At 52.9% G+C, this 17,556-nt stretch carries 15 protein-coding genes; 1 reads left to right on the top strand and 14 read right to left on the bottom strand.

Annotated features, from left to right (window positions below; all coding sequences use genetic code 11):
- Positions 1 to 10: 10 nt before the first annotated feature.
- From BN2762_RS14220 to BN2762_RS14210, 3 genes are read right to left on the bottom strand one after another with little or no spacing between them, the layout of a single operon-like run.
- Positions 11 to 880: a DegV family protein gene (locus BN2762_RS14220; protein ID WP_055107599.1), complete on the bottom strand. Its 870-nt coding sequence runs from the start codon at positions 878 to 880 to the stop codon at positions 11 to 13.
- Between the two features lie 44 nt (positions 881 to 924).
- Positions 925 to 2,691 carry a DAK2 domain-containing protein gene (locus tag BN2762_RS14215; RefSeq protein WP_055107598.1) on the bottom strand — a complete coding sequence of 589 codons (1,767 nt, stop codon included), beginning with the start codon at positions 2,689 to 2,691 and terminating at the stop codon, positions 925 to 927.
- 15 nt (positions 2,692 to 2,706) lie between these two features.
- Positions 2,707 to 3,066, bottom strand: coding sequence for an Asp23/Gls24 family envelope stress response protein (locus tag BN2762_RS14210; RefSeq protein WP_055107597.1), 360 nt, complete (start codon positions 3,064 to 3,066; stop codon positions 2,707 to 2,709).
- Positions 3,067 to 3,257: 191 nt separating this feature from the next.
- Between BN2762_RS14210 and rpmB the strand changes: the two genes are divergently transcribed.
- Entirely contained in the window at positions 3,258 to 3,446 is a 189-nt protein-coding gene (gene rpmB, locus BN2762_RS14205) for a 50S ribosomal protein L28 (protein WP_019639081.1), read from the top strand.
- Between the two features lie 393 nt (positions 3,447 to 3,839).
- Here the strand turns inward: rpmB and spoVM are convergent, their stop codons facing one another.
- From spoVM to def, 11 genes are all read right to left on the bottom strand, one after another.
- Positions 3,840 to 3,920, bottom strand: a complete 81-nt coding sequence (gene spoVM / locus BN2762_RS14200) for a stage V sporulation protein SpoVM (protein WP_055107596.1) — start codon at positions 3,918 to 3,920, stop codon at positions 3,840 to 3,842.
- Between the two features lie 163 nt (positions 3,921 to 4,083).
- Positions 4,084 to 4,752, bottom strand: a complete 669-nt coding sequence (rpe, locus tag BN2762_RS14195; RefSeq protein WP_055107595.1) for a ribulose-phosphate 3-epimerase — start codon at positions 4,750 to 4,752, stop codon at positions 4,084 to 4,086.
- A 4-nt stretch (positions 4,753 to 4,756) separates the two neighbouring features.
- The gene (gene rsgA / locus BN2762_RS14190; protein ID WP_055107594.1) at positions 4,757 to 5,665 is read right to left on the bottom strand and encodes a ribosome small subunit-dependent GTPase A; all 909 of its coding nucleotides are present in this window, start codon (positions 5,663 to 5,665) and stop codon (positions 4,757 to 4,759) included.
- Positions 5,666 to 5,714: 49 nt separating this feature from the next.
- Positions 5,715 to 7,874: a Stk1 family PASTA domain-containing Ser/Thr kinase gene (pknB, locus tag BN2762_RS14185; RefSeq protein ID WP_055107593.1), complete on the bottom strand. Its 2,160-nt coding sequence runs from the start codon at positions 7,872 to 7,874 to the stop codon at positions 5,715 to 5,717.
- A complete protein-coding gene (locus tag BN2762_RS14180) occupies positions 7,871 to 8,641 on the bottom strand; it encodes a Stp1/IreP family PP2C-type Ser/Thr phosphatase (RefSeq protein WP_055107592.1) in 771 nt (256 codons plus the stop codon). Before BN2762_RS14180 ends, pknB begins: the two co-directional genes overlap by 4 nt.
- A gap of 9 nt (positions 8,642 to 8,650) precedes the next feature.
- Positions 8,651 to 9,697 (bottom strand): dual-specificity RNA methyltransferase RlmN, encoded by a 1,047-nt coding sequence (rlmN, locus tag BN2762_RS14175; protein ID WP_055107591.1) that lies wholly within the window; start codon positions 9,695 to 9,697, stop codon positions 8,651 to 8,653.
- Between the two features lie 193 nt (positions 9,698 to 9,890).
- Positions 9,891 to 12,521 (bottom strand): DUF5704 domain-containing protein, encoded by a 2,631-nt coding sequence (locus BN2762_RS14170; RefSeq protein WP_187386526.1) that lies wholly within the window; start codon positions 12,519 to 12,521, stop codon positions 9,891 to 9,893.
- 594 nt (positions 12,522 to 13,115) lie between these two features.
- A complete protein-coding gene (locus BN2762_RS14165; protein WP_055107590.1) occupies positions 13,116 to 14,336 on the bottom strand; it encodes an S-layer homology domain-containing protein in 1,221 nt (406 codons plus the stop codon).
- 254 nt (positions 14,337 to 14,590) lie between these two features.
- Positions 14,591 to 16,099, bottom strand: coding sequence for a 16S rRNA (cytosine(967)-C(5))-methyltransferase RsmB (gene rsmB, locus BN2762_RS14160; RefSeq protein WP_074048634.1), 1,509 nt, complete (start codon positions 16,097 to 16,099; stop codon positions 14,591 to 14,593).
- Complete coding sequence (fmt, locus tag BN2762_RS14155; protein ID WP_055107589.1) at positions 16,096 to 17,040, bottom strand: methionyl-tRNA formyltransferase; 945 nt, start codon at positions 17,038 to 17,040, stop codon at positions 16,096 to 16,098. Before fmt ends, rsmB begins: the two co-directional genes overlap by 4 nt.
- Positions 17,041 to 17,048: 8 nt before the next feature.
- Positions 17,049 to 17,531, bottom strand: a complete 483-nt coding sequence (def, locus tag BN2762_RS14150) for a peptide deformylase (protein ID WP_055107588.1) — start codon at positions 17,529 to 17,531, stop codon at positions 17,049 to 17,051.
- Positions 17,532 to 17,556: the final 25 nt, after the last annotated feature.

Below are 17,556 nucleotides of genomic sequence, written 5' to 3'. Positions count from 1 at the left end.
AATCCCTCGCTTAAGCCGGCCACACGAAAATAGCTACCACTCCCGGGCCGGTATGTGAGCCTACGACTGCGCCGATGTCCGTACGAACCACCTCATGCAGCGTGAAATGCTGGGACAGCAAATCCACGAACTCCTGCGCAAGCTCCGGGTTCACGCCGTCGCAAACCGCAACATTCAAATCCTTCTGATTGCCAAAATCGTTTACGAACAGCTCGATTACCCGCGATACCGCCTTCTTCCGGCCTCTCGCCTTATCCACCGCGTAAATGATGCCTTCCTGATCCACCGACAGAATCGGCTTGATGTTCAGCAGCGTACCCAGAATAGCCGCCGCTTTGCCGATCCGCCCGCCCTTCTGCAGATACTCCAGCGTATCGACCAGGAAATACAGCCTGCGGCTGCGCCCGAGGCGCTCTACCTCTGCTTTGATTTCCTCGACGGAGGCTCCTTTGCGGGCCAGCCTTGCGGCTTCGACCACCTGAAGACCAAACCCGTAGGAGGCGCATAAGGAATCAATAACCGTGATGTCGAGCTCTTGGCCCGTCTCTTCCTCCAGCATCGTCTTCGCCAGCAGGGCCGACTGATAGGTTCCGCTCATGCCGGAAGAAATATGGATCGATACGATCGGCGAGCCGGGATTCGCCTCCAGCAAATTGCGGTAGACCTCGGCATACTGTGACGGAGACGTCTGGGAGCTCTTCGGCAGCTCACGCGATTTCGTCAGCTTATCGTAAAATTCCGCCGCCGTGATGTCGATGCCCTCCAGAAAAGATTCCTCGCCAAACGCAAGACGCATCGGCACGATGTGGATGCCGTATTCCTCTACCGTGGATTTCGGCACGTCAGCCGTACTATCCGCAACGATGACAACCTTGGCCATGGGATCCCCATCCTTTCAACTGTCCCGTTTCTTCCAGGCGCAGCCTAGGATTCCACGGAGAATAAATAATAATATATCGGCTGGCCGCCGTTGTGGATCTCCACTTCGGCGTCCGGATAAGTCTCATGGATCCAAGCTGCCAGTTCTTTCGTCATCTCAGGAGCGGATTCCTCGCCGGCAAGAATCGTCACGATCTCGTCGCCGCCCTCCAGCATTCTAGAGAGCAGACCCTGGCATGTGTCCAGCAGCCCTTCCTCGGTTGACACTATCTTGGAATCAGCGATTCCGATATAATGTCCAGCCGTAATTTCCAGATCGTCGAACACCGTGTCACGGACAGCGTACGTCACCTGCCCCGTCTTCACATGCTGCACGGCATTGATCATGCTGTCGCTGTTTGACTCAACGCTCTCTTCCTCCTGGAATGCGAATGCAGCGGCGATCCCCTGCGGAATGCTCTTGCTGGGAATGACCGTAACCTCGCGCTCTCCCTCCAGAAGGTCGCGCGCTTGCTGTGCGGCAAGCACAATATTCGAATTGTTCGGCAGAATAAATACATGCTGGGCCGAAATCGAATGAATCGCCTTGACGAAGTCCTCCGTACTCGGATTCATCGTCTGGCCTCCGGCGAGAACGACATCAACGCCGAGGCTGGTAAAGATATCGGAAATGCCCTGTCCCGAAGCCACGGCAATGAAGCCGTAAGGCGCCAGCTCATCCGCTGGCATCTCCGCGCGTTCCGCCTCGCGCAGGCTTTCTGCCGGGAGGTCGGCAAACAATTCCGGCATCACAGCCGCATCCATTCCTGCCGACAGCAGGTCACGATGCTGCTCGCGCATATTTAAAATTTGAATTTGTGTAATCTCGCCGTAACGCAGAGCCAGATTCAACACCTCGCCCGGCGCTTTGGAATGCACATGTACCTTGATGACCTCATCATCCGCGATCACGATAATGGAATCCCCATTTATTGACAGCGCTTCCCGAAAATAATCTTCGTCGAATGGCGTATGTCTGGCTTCACCAAGCGTACGATTGATGAAAAACTCCATGTCGTACAAAAACTCGATATCCTCCGTCTCCAGCTTGGCTTGAGCGGAGAGCGGGGCATCCGGTGCAACCCGGGGAAGCGTGGAAGCCGGTTGAACGGCGGCTGCGGCTTGTCCCTTGACGGGAGCTTCCGCCGGTATCGTGCCGTTCGTCAACACCTGCAAAAATCCTTCATAAATATATACGAGTCCTTGTCCGCCGGAATCCACGACACCGACCTGCTTCAAAACGGGCAGCAGCTCCGGCGTATGGGCAAGCGCCTCCTTGGCCTTGGCCAGCACCTCCGTCATCAGCTCCGTCACATCCGTCGTCCGTCTGGCATAGAATACGGCATGCTTGGCCGCTTCCTTGGCGACGGTAAGGATCGTGCCCTCTACCGGCTTGACGACAGCTTTATAGGCCGTATCCACCCCGCTCTGCAGCGCAGCGGCAAAATGGATCGTATTCAGCTCTTCATAAGAAGCCGCATAACGGGCAAAGCCGCGGAATAACTGGGATAGAATAACGCCTGAGTTGCCGCGAGCACCCATCAGCAAGCCCTTGGACAGTACGCCTGCCCGGCTGCCTACGCCTCCAGTGCCATTGTTTTTCAGTTCGGTCACGCCTGCAGTCATCGTCAAATTCATGTTTGTCCCGGTATCTCCATCGGGAACCGGAAACACGTTGAGGGAGTTGACATGCTCAGCATGCTGGTGAAGCCTTTCCGCCCCGGCCAGTACCATGGCGGTAAAATCTGTTCCATTCAGAGAACGCTTACTCAATGAAAATTCCCCTTCCTAGCTTGATACACGTACGCCTTGTACCGAGATGTTGACATACGCAACTTCAAGTCCAACGACTTCGGTTAGTACATATTTTACCTTCTGTTGTATGTTGTGTGCGACCTCGGAAATTTTTGTGCCATAACTAACTATAATATAAAGATGAATCGACAATTGATTATTCTCCAGGTTCACTTCCACACCACGGGCCAGGTTCTCCCGCCCAATCAATTCGGCGAAGCCATCCTTGAACTGTTTGCGGCTTGCCATGCCTACCAATCCATAACATTCCATGGCGGCAGATCCGGCGATGACCGCTATGGCTTCATCGGATATATGTATTGCTCCATACTCCGTATTTAGTTCTATAGCCACGTCCGCACCTACTCCTCCCCCTAAAATTATTATGGACTAATCAACATTGTACTATAAGAAGAAAGAGAAATAAATAAAAGAAGAGCAATGAGGCCAGAAATAAAGTTTAGACACTGGTTGACGCCGCTTTTTTTACTGTGATATTATAGATAAGTGTTGTTTTAAGAGGTTGGAATTAGGAGGTGTAATGAATGTCTCGCAAATGTTATGTGACAGGCAAGAGCCCAAGCACAGGGAACAATGTATCCCATGCAAACAATCACACGAAGCGTACTTGGGGCGTGAACGTACAAAAAGTCCGTATTCTTGTAGACGGTAAACCGAAGCGCGTATACGTTAGCACCCGGGCTTTGAAATCCGGTAAAGTAACCCGCGCGTAGGGTTGGAATAAGCATATAGACAAAAAGCACCTTGTCATTCGAGGTGCTTTTTTTGTTGATTATAGAATTCATGCGCTCTCAGGGCAGCTGAACGATTCTATAATCGCAAGCAAAACTGCCGCTGAATACGGCTAGCTCCCTAGAAAATGCGCCGACATTTTCTAAAGGCCGACATTTTCTAAAGACTATAGAATTCATATATTTTCAGCGATGCTGAGCCATTCTATAATCACGAGGAAAACTGCTGCTGAACGCAATCTGCATGTTAGGAAGTGTAACAATTCACGTTTGGCTTATGCCTGCCCCCAGCTCCGCCCGGGCTAGAAAGCGGCGTAGAGTGGCGGGAGCGGGCCTGCGCCTCCCCACTTTCAGCTTAGACGCAAGGTCCCTCCCCTAATTTTTCTGAAACGTGTTCAAAACCGCTTTGACGAATCCGCCCAAAAACTTAGGCAGCTTGAATGTATAAAATTTCATCCTTCACCCTCCCCATCGTTCTCATGCCTTCACCCATAGTCTATGTTCCCCATCTGCTTCCCGTGTATGGAGACACAAAAAAAAAGGCTACATGAGAACCCTGCTCATGTAACCCATTGTATGCGGCACAGCCCATCCCTATACCAACGGACAGAACGATTCGCTAGATACGATTCACGCTGCCGCGAATTTCGGAAATAGCAGCTGCCCGGTCCTCGCGCCCGAATACCGCGCTTCCGGCAACAAGTACATCCGCCCCGGCTTCCACCACGGTCGGCGCTGTAGCGGCGGTAATTCCGCCGTCTACTTCGATATGAAGCTGCGTTAACCCCAGCTGCTCCCTCCATTCAGCAATTTGTGAAATTTTGCGAACCGTTCCCGGTATGAAGGCTTGTCCCCCGAACCCTGGATTGACCGTCATGACGAGAACCAGATCGAGATCCTCGATGACCTCGCGAACCGCCAGCGCCGGTGTAGCCGGATTGATCGCGACCCCAGCCTTGACGCCCAGGCTCTTGATCTGTTGAATTACGCTGTGCAAATGCACGCAGGCCTCGGCGTGAACCGTGATCAGGCTTGCTCCCGCCTTCGCGAACGCAGCGATATACCGCTCCGGATGCTCAATCATTAAGTGGACGTCAAGGAACAGCTTCGTATGGGGAGCTACGGCATCCAGTACCAATGGCCCGAAAGTAATATTAGGCACGAAATGGCCGTCCATAACATCGACGTGAAGCCAGTCAGCGCCGCTTTGCTCTACCTCCGCAACCTCTTGAGCCAGTTTCCCAAAATCCGCAGACAAAATAGACGGTGCTATGTTGATTTTTCTCATGAAGCTAGTACCTCCGTTTTTTATCTTTCATTTCTTCATAGAATTGCACGTAATGCTTATAGCGGCTGGCGACAATACGGCCTTCCTCCACGGCTCCCCTGACCTGGCAGCCCGGCTCGTGCAAATGGCTGCAGCCCCGGAATTTGCATTGCTCCGCGTATTCCGCGAATTCAATAAAACAGGAGGACAGCTCCTCCACGCCCAGCTCCAGGAAATCCAGCTGGCTGAATCCGGGAGTATCTGCGACGTAGCCGCCGTTATCCAGCTCGATCAGCTCAACATGACGCGTCGTATGGCGGCCGCGGCCCAGCTTCAGGCTGATCTCGCTCGTCTCCAGCGACAAGCCCGGCAGCATGGCATTCAGCAGGGAGGATTTGCCTACGCCGGATTGCCCGGCAAACACGCTGATTTGCCCTGCCAGCCGCTCCTTCACTTGATCCGTACCGGCTCCGGTCAAGGAGCTCGTCACGATGACTTCATAGCCTACCTTCTCGTAAAGCTCGCGCACCTGTCTTGTCAAATCACGATCCTGTCCATGGCTGTCCCCATTCAATAAATCTTCCTTGGTCAGACAAATGAGCGGACGAAGTCCCGCATGCTCGATATGTACCAGGAACTTGTCCAGCAGTTGCAGGTTCAAATCCGGCTCCTTCACGGAGAACAGCAGGACCGCATGACGGGCATTGGCCATCGGCGGGCGGATCAGCTCCGTGACGCGAGGCAATATTTCATCGACCGTGCCTTCTCCATTCTCGGTAGGGGTATACAGAACCCGGTCCCCTACAAGCGGAGTGATCCCTTTCTTCTTGAAAATGCCGCGGCCCCGGCATTGGAGAACATTCTCCTCTGCCGAGGCTAGTGGCTTTACATAGTAGTATCCGCTTAATGCCTTAACAATCAAACCTTCAGGCATGGTGCCGGCCTCACTTTCGTTTCTTTCTGTCTATTACTAATTCACGCTGCTAGTGTTCCTTATTCCCTCTGCCTTTTCCATTTCCCTTGCCTTTGGCCGGATTTCCCTTAACGGCCTGGGCTACGGATCCCTGGTCGATCCGCCCCGTCTCCGGGAGCTCTGTCTCGCCCTCGTCCCATTCATTATAAGAGTTCTCTTCGTATTGGCCGCCCGGCAGCTGAGGAACAGGAACCGTTCCCTGCTTGGCATCGATATACGAAACAAGATAGGTATCAAACAGCTCGCCGTCACGAATGACGGACACCGCCCCGTTCTTGTTCGGAGCTAATACGAGTTCTACGGTGAAGGTTTGGGTCGTATTGATCGTTTTCGTGCCCCATTCCCTATTATCGCCCCGTGCATCTCCGTACACGATGCGGATTTTGCTGTTCTTGCCTTCCTCTACAGGAGCGGCCGGCACTTCAAAGTTGTAGGTAATGGCTTCCGGAGGATAACCCGAGCTGACCGTCAGCACCATTTCCGTTCCCGGCGTAGCCAGGCTGTTCGGAGCGAACGGCCACTGCCCAATGACTTCCCCGGCTGGCCTCTCGAAGCTCGGCTCGGTTTTAATGCCGTCCTTGGCCAGCTTCAGCCCAAGCTCCTTGAGTACGGCTTCCGCTTCTTCCTGCTTCATTCCTATCAGGTTGCGCATATTAAATTCTTTGGGACCCTTGCCCACTTTAAGCGTAATGCTTGCGGTTGCCGGATCGTATTCAGCGCCGGCATCCGGGCTTTGGCCGATCACCTTGCCGGCCTCTTCCGCTTCGCTGAACTCCTCAGTCTGGCTGATTCGATCCTCATCTACCCCGGCCTCTACGAGCTGGGCCTTCGCTTCCTGGTAAGTCTTGTCGATGAATGACGGCATCTTCTTCAGCGGTTTGGCCGTGCTTACCATTAAATCTATCATTGCGCCTTCTTTGACTATCGTACCTTCCGGCCTGCTTTGGTCATAGACGATCCCTTCATCGAAGCCTTCCTTGTACTCCCGCTTCACGTCGCCGACCTCAAGCCCTTTGTCCTGCAATGCCTTGGTTGCGTCCGCCTCATTCAGATTGATGACGCTCGGAACCGTAACCTCAGGCACGGTGAAGGTCTTGTTCACATACCAGACAACGCTCGCCATCGCCAATAACAGCAATATCGTTAGACTTACCCAGAGCACTGGCTTCGACCAGAAGCTCGCGCTCTTCTTCGATTCGTTGCGATCCTCATCCCCTTGAGCCTGCGAATCCCTGGACAGCTTGGAGCCGCTTCTTGCGCTCGAGCCCGTATGGGGCTTGATCGCCGGAACGATCCGGGTGCTGTCCTCATCATCGCCGTCGTCGAAGAGAAGCTTGGATTCCATCCGCCGCTCCGGCATCAGGCATGTCTCCAGATCCCTCAGCATTTCCTTAGCCGACTGATAGCGTTCCCCCGGATTTTTACGCATCGATTTGAGAATAATATTCTCGACGCTTTGCGGAATCATCGGATTGACGGAGCGCGGCTCCTCGAAATGCTCCTGCAGATGCTTTAGAGCCACGCTGATCGGGCTCTCTCCCAGGAAGGGCAAACGGCCCGTCAGCATTTGGTACAGCACAATGCCCAGCGAGTATAAATCCGACTTCTCTCCCGTCGTCACGCCCTTGGCATGCTCCGGCGAGAAATAATGCACCGAGCCTACCACCGACCCCGTCTGCGTGATTGTCGTGGACGTGACCGCGCGGGCGATTCCGAAATCCGTAACTTTAACGCGGCCGTTGCGACCGATCAATATGTTATGAGGTTTAATATCCCGATGAATGATTTGGTTATGATGGGCATGATCCAGTGCATCCGCGATCTGGGACGCGATACGAACGGCCTCCTCCACCTGCAGCGGCGCACGTTCCTTGATGATCTCATTCAGATTTTGGCCTTCTACATATTCCATCACGATATAATGAACATCATCTTCCTGACCCACATCATAGACGCTTACTACGTTGGGATGCGACAAAGACGCAGCAGATTGCGCTTCCCGCCGGAAGCGGCGTATAAATTCCTCGTCGTTCACAAATTGCTGGCGCAGCACCTTGATGGCTACGTTGCGATTCAGCAGAATGTCGTGTGCTTTATAGACAAGCGCCATTCCTCCGCCGCCAATTCGTTCGATAATTTGATAACGACCGCCCAATTCGTGTCCGATCATGAATTCCACTCCTTTGTGCTTGACCCAGCTTCTTCTTGATGCTCTAGCAGGGCAACGGTGATGTTGTCATCTCCCCCCGCATTCAAAGCAAGCTGAAGCAGACGATCCGCCCGATCCTGTAAGGAGAGATCGTCCAATCCCAGCGTAAGGGTCATTTCTTCCTTCGTTACATAGTTGCTGAGCCCGTCGCTGCAGAGCAGCAGGATATCCCCGGCCTCCAAAATGACATGGTCCAAATCGACCTCCACTTCGGAGTCCGTGCCCAGCGCCCTCGTCAGCACATTGCGCCGCGGATGCACGCTGGCCTCCTCTTCACTGATTTGCTTGTTCTTGACAAGCTCGTTCACCAGCGAATGATCCTCCGTCAGCAGCACCAGATCGTCCTGCCGGAACTGGTAGGCCCGGCTGTCGCCGATATGGCCGACGACCCCTTCCTGGCCGCTGAGGAGCACGGCGACGACGGTCGTTCCCATGTTGTGGTATTCATCATGCTCTGAGGCTTTGCGAAAAACGACTTCATTGGCATGCAGAATCGCTGCCTTCAACGCTTCAGCGCAGGCCTGGACAGACAGTCCCGGAGCCAGCGAGACGATATCCTGAGTTATCGTCTCCACCGCCAGCTTGCTGGCCATGTCTCCGGCCTGGTGGCCGCCCATGCCGTCGGCGACTATTCCCAAGGTATAGCCCTGCTCCAGCCGGGATACCCAAGCGCAGTCCTCATTCACGGCGCGGACGCGCCCCACATCACTAACATACACCATTTTCATAGAACCAGATCACCTCGCACCAGACTCCATATGCTTCGCCCGCAGCTGGCCGCAGGCCGCTGCGATGTCGTGTCCTTGCTCACGGCGGATCGTTACGTTAATGCCCTTGTCCGCCAAAATGCGCTGAAACTGAAAAATATCGTTTCGGGAAGTTCTCACATATTTGCGCTCCGGCACATGGTTAACCGGGATCAAATTCACGTGGCATAGCATGTCCTTGATGACGCTGGCCAGCTCCTCCGCATGCTCCGGCTGGTCGTTGACGCCGCCGATCAGGGCGTATTCAAACGTAATTCTCCGCCCCGTCTTCGCAATATAATAGCGCAGCGCCTCCATCACGTCATCAAAGGGAAAGCGGCGATTCACCGGCATTAATTTGGAACGGAGCGCATCGTTGGGCGCATGGATGGAAATTGCTAAATTAATCTGCGTATCCTCATCGGCGAACCGGTAGATGTTGGGCACGATTCCGCTCGTCGAGACCGTAATATGCCGCTGCCCAATATTTAACCCTTTGTCATGGATCATGATTCTCAAAAAGTTCATCGTAGCTTCGTAATTTTCAAACGGTTCCCCGGTTCCCATGATGACGATGCTGCTTACGCGTTCGCCTCGGGCATCGAGGATTTTCTGGGCCTGTACAACCTGGGCAACGATCTCTCCCGCTGTCAGATTCCGCTTCAATCCGCCGAGCGTCGATGCGCAGAACGTACAGCCGACCTTGCAGCCGACCTGCGTCGTTACGCAAATGCTGTTGCCGTAGTTATGCTTCATGATCACGGTCTCGATCGCATGGTCATCGTGAAGCCCGAACAAGAACTTGACCGTTCCGTCCTTCGATTCGAACTTGGTGATCTCTTTCAAAGTGACGAAAGCGAACTGTTCATCCAGCTTTTGGCGGAGTGATTTAGACAGGTTTGTCATTTCCTCAAAGGAATTCACGCGCTTGACATAGAGCCAATCGAAGATTTGCCCTCCGCGAAACGCCGGCTCGCCTTGCTCGACAGCCCATTCCCGAAGTTGTTCAAAGGTATAATCGTATATAAAAGGTTTCATGTTCACACACCTGTCCTATAGTATATCGTATGCAGTTGCCCACTCATTCTTCCTATTTTAACACAAATCATTTTTACACTAAAGTGCGGCAAGTTTCAAGCCTTGCCCCCAGGCTCCCTATGAAGGAAAAAAAGAAAGCCGAACGTTAGCCGGGCACCGGCGCACAGATCGGCTAAGACTATTGAACTATGAATCAATGCGTGACCATAGAGCGGAAATCATCCCGGCTGGAGAGGCCGGCATGGTATAATACGACGTCTCCGTCCTGCAGACGATAGGTTATGCCGAACGGATCCTGCACACTGCGGGCGAAGCCCTCCAGCCGATGCCACTGGTTCACTAGCGGACCGTGAATATACTGCAAATGCGCTTCGCCAGTGCTCCCCTCGCGAATCGTCTCAATGTTGAAATTGACGACAATATAGCCGTTCTTTAAAAAGATCGGCGACCTCCCCGTCAATCCCCGGTGCGTTCGCCCGTACTCTGCGACATTCGTCCCGGCTTTTACGGCAAACAGATCCGCAGGCAGGCTGTACTCGCCGTACCATTTCTGTACGGCAGCGTTGGCCCGGCTCGGGTTAACCCCTGCGGGAATGCTCGTCTTCGGACCGATAAGAGTACGAACCCCTTCCGGGAGACGCAGCAGACTGAGGCTTCCAACCGCCGTCCGGCGTTTCGTGGCAATGTTAACGTAATGGCTTACAAATTGCGGACGCCCAAGATGGGCGATCTGATCAAATGTGTATTCATGATCATACTTGTACAGCGCTGTGTCCGTCAGCTCCTCGACGGGTACATTCCGCAGGCGCTCGTTGAGGATGACGTACCGGGTCGCCTGATCGCCGGGAGAGCCTACCCGGACATAGCTTTTACCGCTCTTATGATAATACAGATCTGCGGGCGTCCTAGCCCCGTCCTCCGCGCTGATAAAGTAGAAACTCGGCGTAATCCTGATTTCATCCTGCCGTCCGAACATATTTCCTTTCGTCTTCAGATCAAACTTGAAATGATAACCGGTTTTAACCGCAATATTCTCATACACAGGATGGCTCCCTGGACGGATCGGCAGAGTGTACTTGGCCGTATTTCCCCTCGGCTCTCCATCGATCCCGCCAAGCCCTACCCAGTAAGCGGCCCCCGTCGGCCGGCTGCTTCCCTTAGCGGCTCGAAACACCGACTCCCAATTATAGTCGGCAATATCCGTAACCCGAAAATCATAGACGCGCCCCACTACATCCACGGCCACCGTATCATAGGCAATATGATGCGTTAAGTCCAGATTGGCATTTGTCTGCTGGCTGGCCCCCGCAGGAGCATTATGCGCAATCGTTCGAAACTCTACGTCATAGAATCCCTCATCCACCCATACCGGAAGAAAAAAAGCAAAGGTCTCCTGCGATTTCTCCACCTTAATCCACGTATTTTTCGGATAAAATTGCGTCTTTGTGCCGTTATAGACATCGAAGGGGAATTTGACCTGTTTGCTGCCGACATACTTTAAATAATCGCGGCTGCCGTATCCAATATATTCGGCATGCTGCCCTGCATTCGGCATTTCAATCGTAAACGGCCGATCCAGAATCACCGCAGAACGCCCGGCTGCAGGTTTGGTTTTCTGGTTATGCGCCTGGTCATCCGACACGTCCGGATAAATAACGACGGGGGTATGTACAGTAATCGGGTTGATGCCGTAAATCGGGTAGCTTTTCTCTCCAACACCGCTGACTTGAATATAATAAATCGTTCCGGTGCTAGCCTGGCTTGCCTTATTCATCTTCGACATCGGTACGAGGTTCCCCGGACTATAGAGGATGTTGTCAGCCGTCATTGGAGCTGTAGGAATCGGTGAAGGAGCCGATCCGTTTCCTGTCGTCTCTGCTCCGCTCATCAGGGTATGATTATTGAAAGTAAATGTATCGTTCCGGACCCGTACGCTTACTGCTGATCGCGCAGCAGCTTCGGGATCACCGCCAGAACCGACGGTGACATCCGGGATAGATGAAGGCTCATAAGAACGAGTCTGCGCTATAGCATAATAAGGGGCATTATATCCGCTAGGGGGTATTCTGATGCCATTTGCCTCGAATGCATAATTCTGCAGAGCAGCCTCTTTTATGCCGTAGACCTCGACCTGAGAAATCGTCCAAAACGAATAGTCCTTATTCACCTGAACCTGCACCGTAGAAGGCTCCCCCGGTTCCTCGTCCGGGGGCGGGGGCGGCGGCAGTACGGTTACATTAACGGTAAACGTGCACTGCCCCGTCATTTCCTGATAACCGTATTTATGCAGGTAGTTTTTTGCCCATACATTGCCATACAGGCTTTCGGTTGTCGGTATCCCATCAAGCACATTAAAACGTTCGCTGCCCCGGGCATCCGCCTTAATAACGGCGCTGACATTCGGGCTGAAATCCTCACCGGTCATCGATCCCCCAGGCGAAGGAGTCGTGCAAACCACCCCAGGCTCAACTGGCGGATCGGGATCTGGAGGAGTCGTCGATCCATGGCCCACCCTGATCGTCGCTGTTTCTTTCAACCAATAGGGGCCTTTTTTCCATGTTGCTGAAATGGTTGTCGTCCCCTCCGAAATCGCGGTTACTTTGCCGCTGCTGCTTATAGAGGCCACCGCCTCGTTACTGGATGACCATGTCGTTTCCGCAGCGCTCGATACATCAAACCACTTGTCGTTCCAATCTGCCATCGTGTACTCCAAGGTTCTGACCTCAGCCTTCATATCCTTGGTCTCTTGAACTTGTAAGACCGCATTCTCCAACACGCGAATTTGTTTCTTCTCGACTACGTATCCGGTGTAAAACACATCCATTGGAATATAATACTCTACAATGAATTTAGGTGCTCCATCAGCCCGAATAGAATATTGATATTTTTGACTTGCAATTAACGGGTACCCGGTATAAACTTTGACACTAGCTATAATTTGACCTCTGTTAAAAAAAGGCTTGCTTCCGATTGGTTCATAGGAAGTATTTTGCTCTCTCCACCCCATCTCTTCAATAACTAGTTCTTTGACATAAGAACGTAAAAAGGCATTACCTAAATTATCTTGCATTGAGTCTGGAGCATAGATAGTCATATCCAACTTTTCGTCAGTTTGCTTTTTTAGGGGCAAAGCATTGACCCCGCTACTATAAGTTCCAGTCTCAACTGTGATATTAGCAAACGTAGCCTTCCATATTTCGGAATCCGTTTGTACCCACATAACCTTTGGTCTTGCTAGTGCTTCTCCCCTAACTTCAACTTTAATTGATTGCATATACACCGGCCCATCCGGAGTTACGTCAATCCCTGTTTCAGGATATCCATTTTCAAATCCAGCATTTATAGTTCTTGGTATCGTAAATAATAAAAAAAGAATAAATAGCGTTATCAGCCAATTTTTCATTGTTTAAGCCCCATGTTATTGGTTTTGTACAACTACAACTGATATATCATCGGTCGTAAAGCTACTCCGTTTATGATCAGAAGTAATATAACTTTTAATCCACAAAGTAATTCCTTTCCCTTTATTATGTTTTTTAAAAAACTCCTGAACCTCCATATTAGGTAAAGTTAAGTAATCATACTTTTGTATTAATACTTGATTTCTGATTCCTCCACTACCTAAAAGCGTCGAGTTTACACCATTCATATAATGATCTAGCAAAAATTCTTTAGTTTTAGGATAGATCGTTAATTGCATAAAAACACTGTACGTACCAACCTTATCAATTCGCTCCACATAGTCCGACTCATCCACAAACAACGGCGCATAAATGCTCTTGATCTCCTTGAAATCCTCCGTATCCACGACAATATAATTGTGAAGCTTCAAGGTGCCAGCATTATTCTTGAACGTATATGTTTTATCCACCACATGATTAAACGACGTATTCCCCGTCGTAAACGGACTGATCGTTTCAAGATTGGTACGTTCCGTGCCTACCTGTCGCAGCTCCTGCAGCCCTAGAAACTCATCGGCCTTCTTAGAGCTTGCATCCTCAAAATTTAGCAAAATGGCGGCCGTCTCAGCACGGGTGGCCTGCCGTTCCATCCCGAAGGAGCCGTCTGGATAGCCGCTTAACAGCTTCGTCCCCAAGGCAACAGCGAGGTAGGCGGATTTAGACTCAGGTATGCCTGGATTAAAATATTCCTTGACCGGAATCACCGTTGTCTTTGTATCCTCCAAAGCCTGCTGATAATCCGGATCCGCCTCGGCCAATCCCGATGCCATCCATTTCGCGATTTCAAAGCGTGTAATCGGCGTATCCGGCTTAAATCCAGCGGGATAATCACCAGGCTGCACAAAACCGAGGGCAACCGCACGCTTGACCTCGGACTCGCTCCAATGCCCGTTTAAATCAGCAAAGCTTGCGTGGGTAGTCACGTCCGCCTCAGCCTTGGATACACGCGCCAGCAAAGCCGCAAACTCCGCACGCGTAACGGTTGCGTTAGGCTTGAAGGCTCCGTCCGCGTAGCCTTTGAAATAACCTTTGCCTACCGCAGACTCAATCGCTTTGCTTGCCCAATGATCCGGCTGGACATCTTGAAATCCCGTGCCAGCCGCTTGAACACCTGCGGCAAAATGTACATTCATAACAACAATAAAGCTTGCCAGCCATAAGAAAACCCGTTTTCTCATCGTTTATCCACTTCCTTCTCGTTTTCATTTCATACTCCTGTGTACATATGCATCCCTCCTCCTATTTCGCGATAACAGGACTATAGACCTCCTTTTAAATGGATAAATTGATAAATTAAGGAACTTACTCCACAAAAAAACACATCTCGTCAAACCGCTTCACGCGATTCAAGAGATGTGCTTCATCTTCGTCCATTATATAGGATATTGCCTAGCCTGTAAATCCCATATCTCCCATATTTCCCATATATCATTTAAGCCTTCATGCGTTTTCTCAAACGCGCGATATAGAAGCCATCCGAATGATAGTGCTGCGGCAAAATTTGCAAACCGAAGCCTTTCTGGGTTGACCCGGCTTCCTGCTGCTCCGCATCGTTCTTCCGGCCGAGCCGCTGCCACATCGCTGCCGCCGGATCCGCTTCAAATTCAGGATGGCGGGCAAGAAATTGCTTCACCATCTCTTCGTTCTCGCGAGGGTCGATCGTGCAGGTGCTGTACACGAGCACACCGCCCGGCTTGAGAAGACCGCTCACCGTCTCAAGCAACTCCCGCTGAAGCTCGGTTATTTCAGAGATATCCTCCGGCGTTTTGGCCCATTTGAGGTCAGGCTTGCGGCGAATAACTCCAAGACCAGAGCAGGGAGCATCAAGCAAAACACGGTCAAAGCTCTCGGGATCAAAGCGCTTGCCCAGCTCCACCGCATCCCCGGCCAGAGCCTGGACATTGCCCAGCCGCAGGCGGGCAGCTTGATCGGCGATCAGCTTCACTTTATGCGGATGAATGTCGTTCGCAATCACCTCGCCAGAGCCCTCCATGCGCTCCGCCATATGGCAGGCCTTGCCGCCCGGAGCAGCGCAGCAGTCCAGCACCTTCATCCCGCCCTGAGGGTCTACGGCCTCAGCAACCAGCATTGAGCTCTCATCCTGAATCGACAGCAGCCCCTCCTCATACCAGTCGGTTAACGCCATATTTCCTCCGCTCTTCACAATGATTCCATCAGGAGAAACCAGGGAGGCCATTACTTCAAGCCCCCTCTCCTCCATCCGCTGCATAAGCACGTCCCGGCCGATGCGGGCTTGGTTAACCCTGACGCTAACGGGAGGAGATTCATTGTTGGCCCGGCAAATCGCCTCCGCCGTATCCTCGCCATATTGCCCGATCCAATTCGATACCAGCCACTCCGGATGCGAATGCTCCAAGGCAATGCGGCGAGCTGGAGGCAGCCCCTCCGGCAGCTTCAGCTCCTCCTTGCGGCGCAATACATTGCGAAGCACCCCGTTAACCATTCCCGAGATTCCCTGATGCCCTCGTCTCTTGGCGATGTTCACCGCTTCATTAACGGCGGCATGCGGAGGAATGCGGTCCAAGTAATAAATTTGATAAAAGCTCAGCCGCAGCAAATTCCGCACCCAGGGCTGCAGCTTGGCCACTCCCTTGGCAACGAATTGATCAAGATAATAATCAATCGTGTTTTTCCGGGAAATCGTGCCATACACAAGCTCTGTGGCAAGTCCGGCTTCCGGCCCTGTCAAGCCGGACTTCTGCAGTGCGGAGTTCAACAGCAGATTGCTGTATGCTCCCTCCTGCTCCACCTCGGTCAATACATGCAGCGCGGTATCGCGGGCCGACGCCTTATGCTGCCGGCGAGGGCTGCCCTTGCCGCCCTGCTGCCCGCTTTTGGAAGCTGCGCTCTTCCCGCTGCTTCCACTCCCGCGCCGCCCCGAAGCTCTGCCGTTCGGGCGGCTTTCCGTATCCCGGCTCATGTCAGAACCGTCCCAGGCTGCATAACCCCGCCGCGAATAAATTCGGAGGCCTCCATCGCCTTTTTGCCCGCAGGCTGAACCCGGGTCAGCAGCACAGAGCCGTCCCCTGTCTTCACTTCGATTCCCCGTTCGGATAAGCTCAGCACCGTGCCGGGGGCTTGTCCGCCGCCAGGATTGCCCGAGCCGGAGGCGGGCTTGGCTACAGCCCACACTTTAAAGACCTCGCCGTTCCACAGCGTATAGCCGCCGGAGTATGGCACCAAGCCTCTGACCCGGTCATAAACGGCGCGGGACGTGGAGGACCAATCGATCTTCTCGTCCTCGCGGGACAAGTTGGGGGCGTATGTGGATTGCTCGTCATTCTGCGGAACCCGCTCGGCGCGGCCGTCAAGGATCAGCGGAAGCTGCTTCAGCAGCAGCTCCGCTCCAGCCAGGCTCAGCTTTTCGAACATCGTTCCCGCGGTATCCTCGTCTTCAATCGGAACGACGGATTTGGCGATCATATCTCCGGTGTCCAGCCCTTCGGCCATGTACATCAGCGTTATTCCGGTTTCTTTCTCCCCGTTAATAATCGACCGCTGAATCGGCGCGCCGCCCCGGTACTTCGGGAGCAGCGAGCCATGAACGTTCAAGCAGCCATATTTCGGCAGCTCGAGCACCGCCTTCGGCAGAATCTGACCGTATGCCGCTGTAACGATAAGGTCGGGCTGCAGCGCCGCCAGCTCCTCGATCGCCTCGGGCGCTCTCATCCGCTGCGGCTGAAGCACGGGAAGGCCGTGCTTCAATGCGGCCTCCTTTACCGGCGTAGGAGTCAGTATTCTCTTGCGGCCTTGCGGACGGTCTGGCTGGGTCACAACCCCGACCACGTTATATCCCTCACGGAGCAGCCCCTCAAGGGAAGGCACCGCAAATTGGGGAGTTCCCATAAATACGATATTCAATTGCGAAGTCACTCCTTCTCTTGACCCTCAGGGGTAATTTCGTACACTCTTTCCGCGATATCCGTATACAGCACACCGTTCAAGTGATCAATCTCATGCTGGAACGCCCTGGCCAGCAGCTCGGTGCCCGTATAGGTCACTTCCTTGCCGTTGCGATCCAGTCCTTTGACCGTAACCTCCATCGCCCGCCGCACATCTCCGCGGTAACCAGGGATGCTCAGGCAGCCCTCGGGCCCGAATTGCTCTCCTTCCGCCGATACGATCTCCGGGTTAATCAGCTCGATCAATCCATGCTCATCCCCGACATCGACGACGATCATCCGTTTAAGTATGCCTATTTGCGGGGCAGCCAGACCGACCCCCTCCGCATCATACATCGTATCCGCCATATCGGTAAGGATCTTCTGCACATTCGGGGTAATATGCTTCACTTCTTTCGCTACCTGGTGCAGCACCTCATCCGGTTCGTGGACTATAATCCGAATCGCCATACTGGAAACATCCTCCTCTTGCCTC

It is taken from the genome of Paenibacillus ihumii (assembly GCF_001403875.1).
GTDB classification, from domain to species: Bacteria; Bacillota; Bacilli; order Paenibacillales; family Paenibacillaceae; genus Fontibacillus; species Fontibacillus ihumii.
The sequence above is the reverse complement of the archived record's forward strand: the minus strand, read 5'-3'. Positions and strand labels throughout refer to the sequence as shown.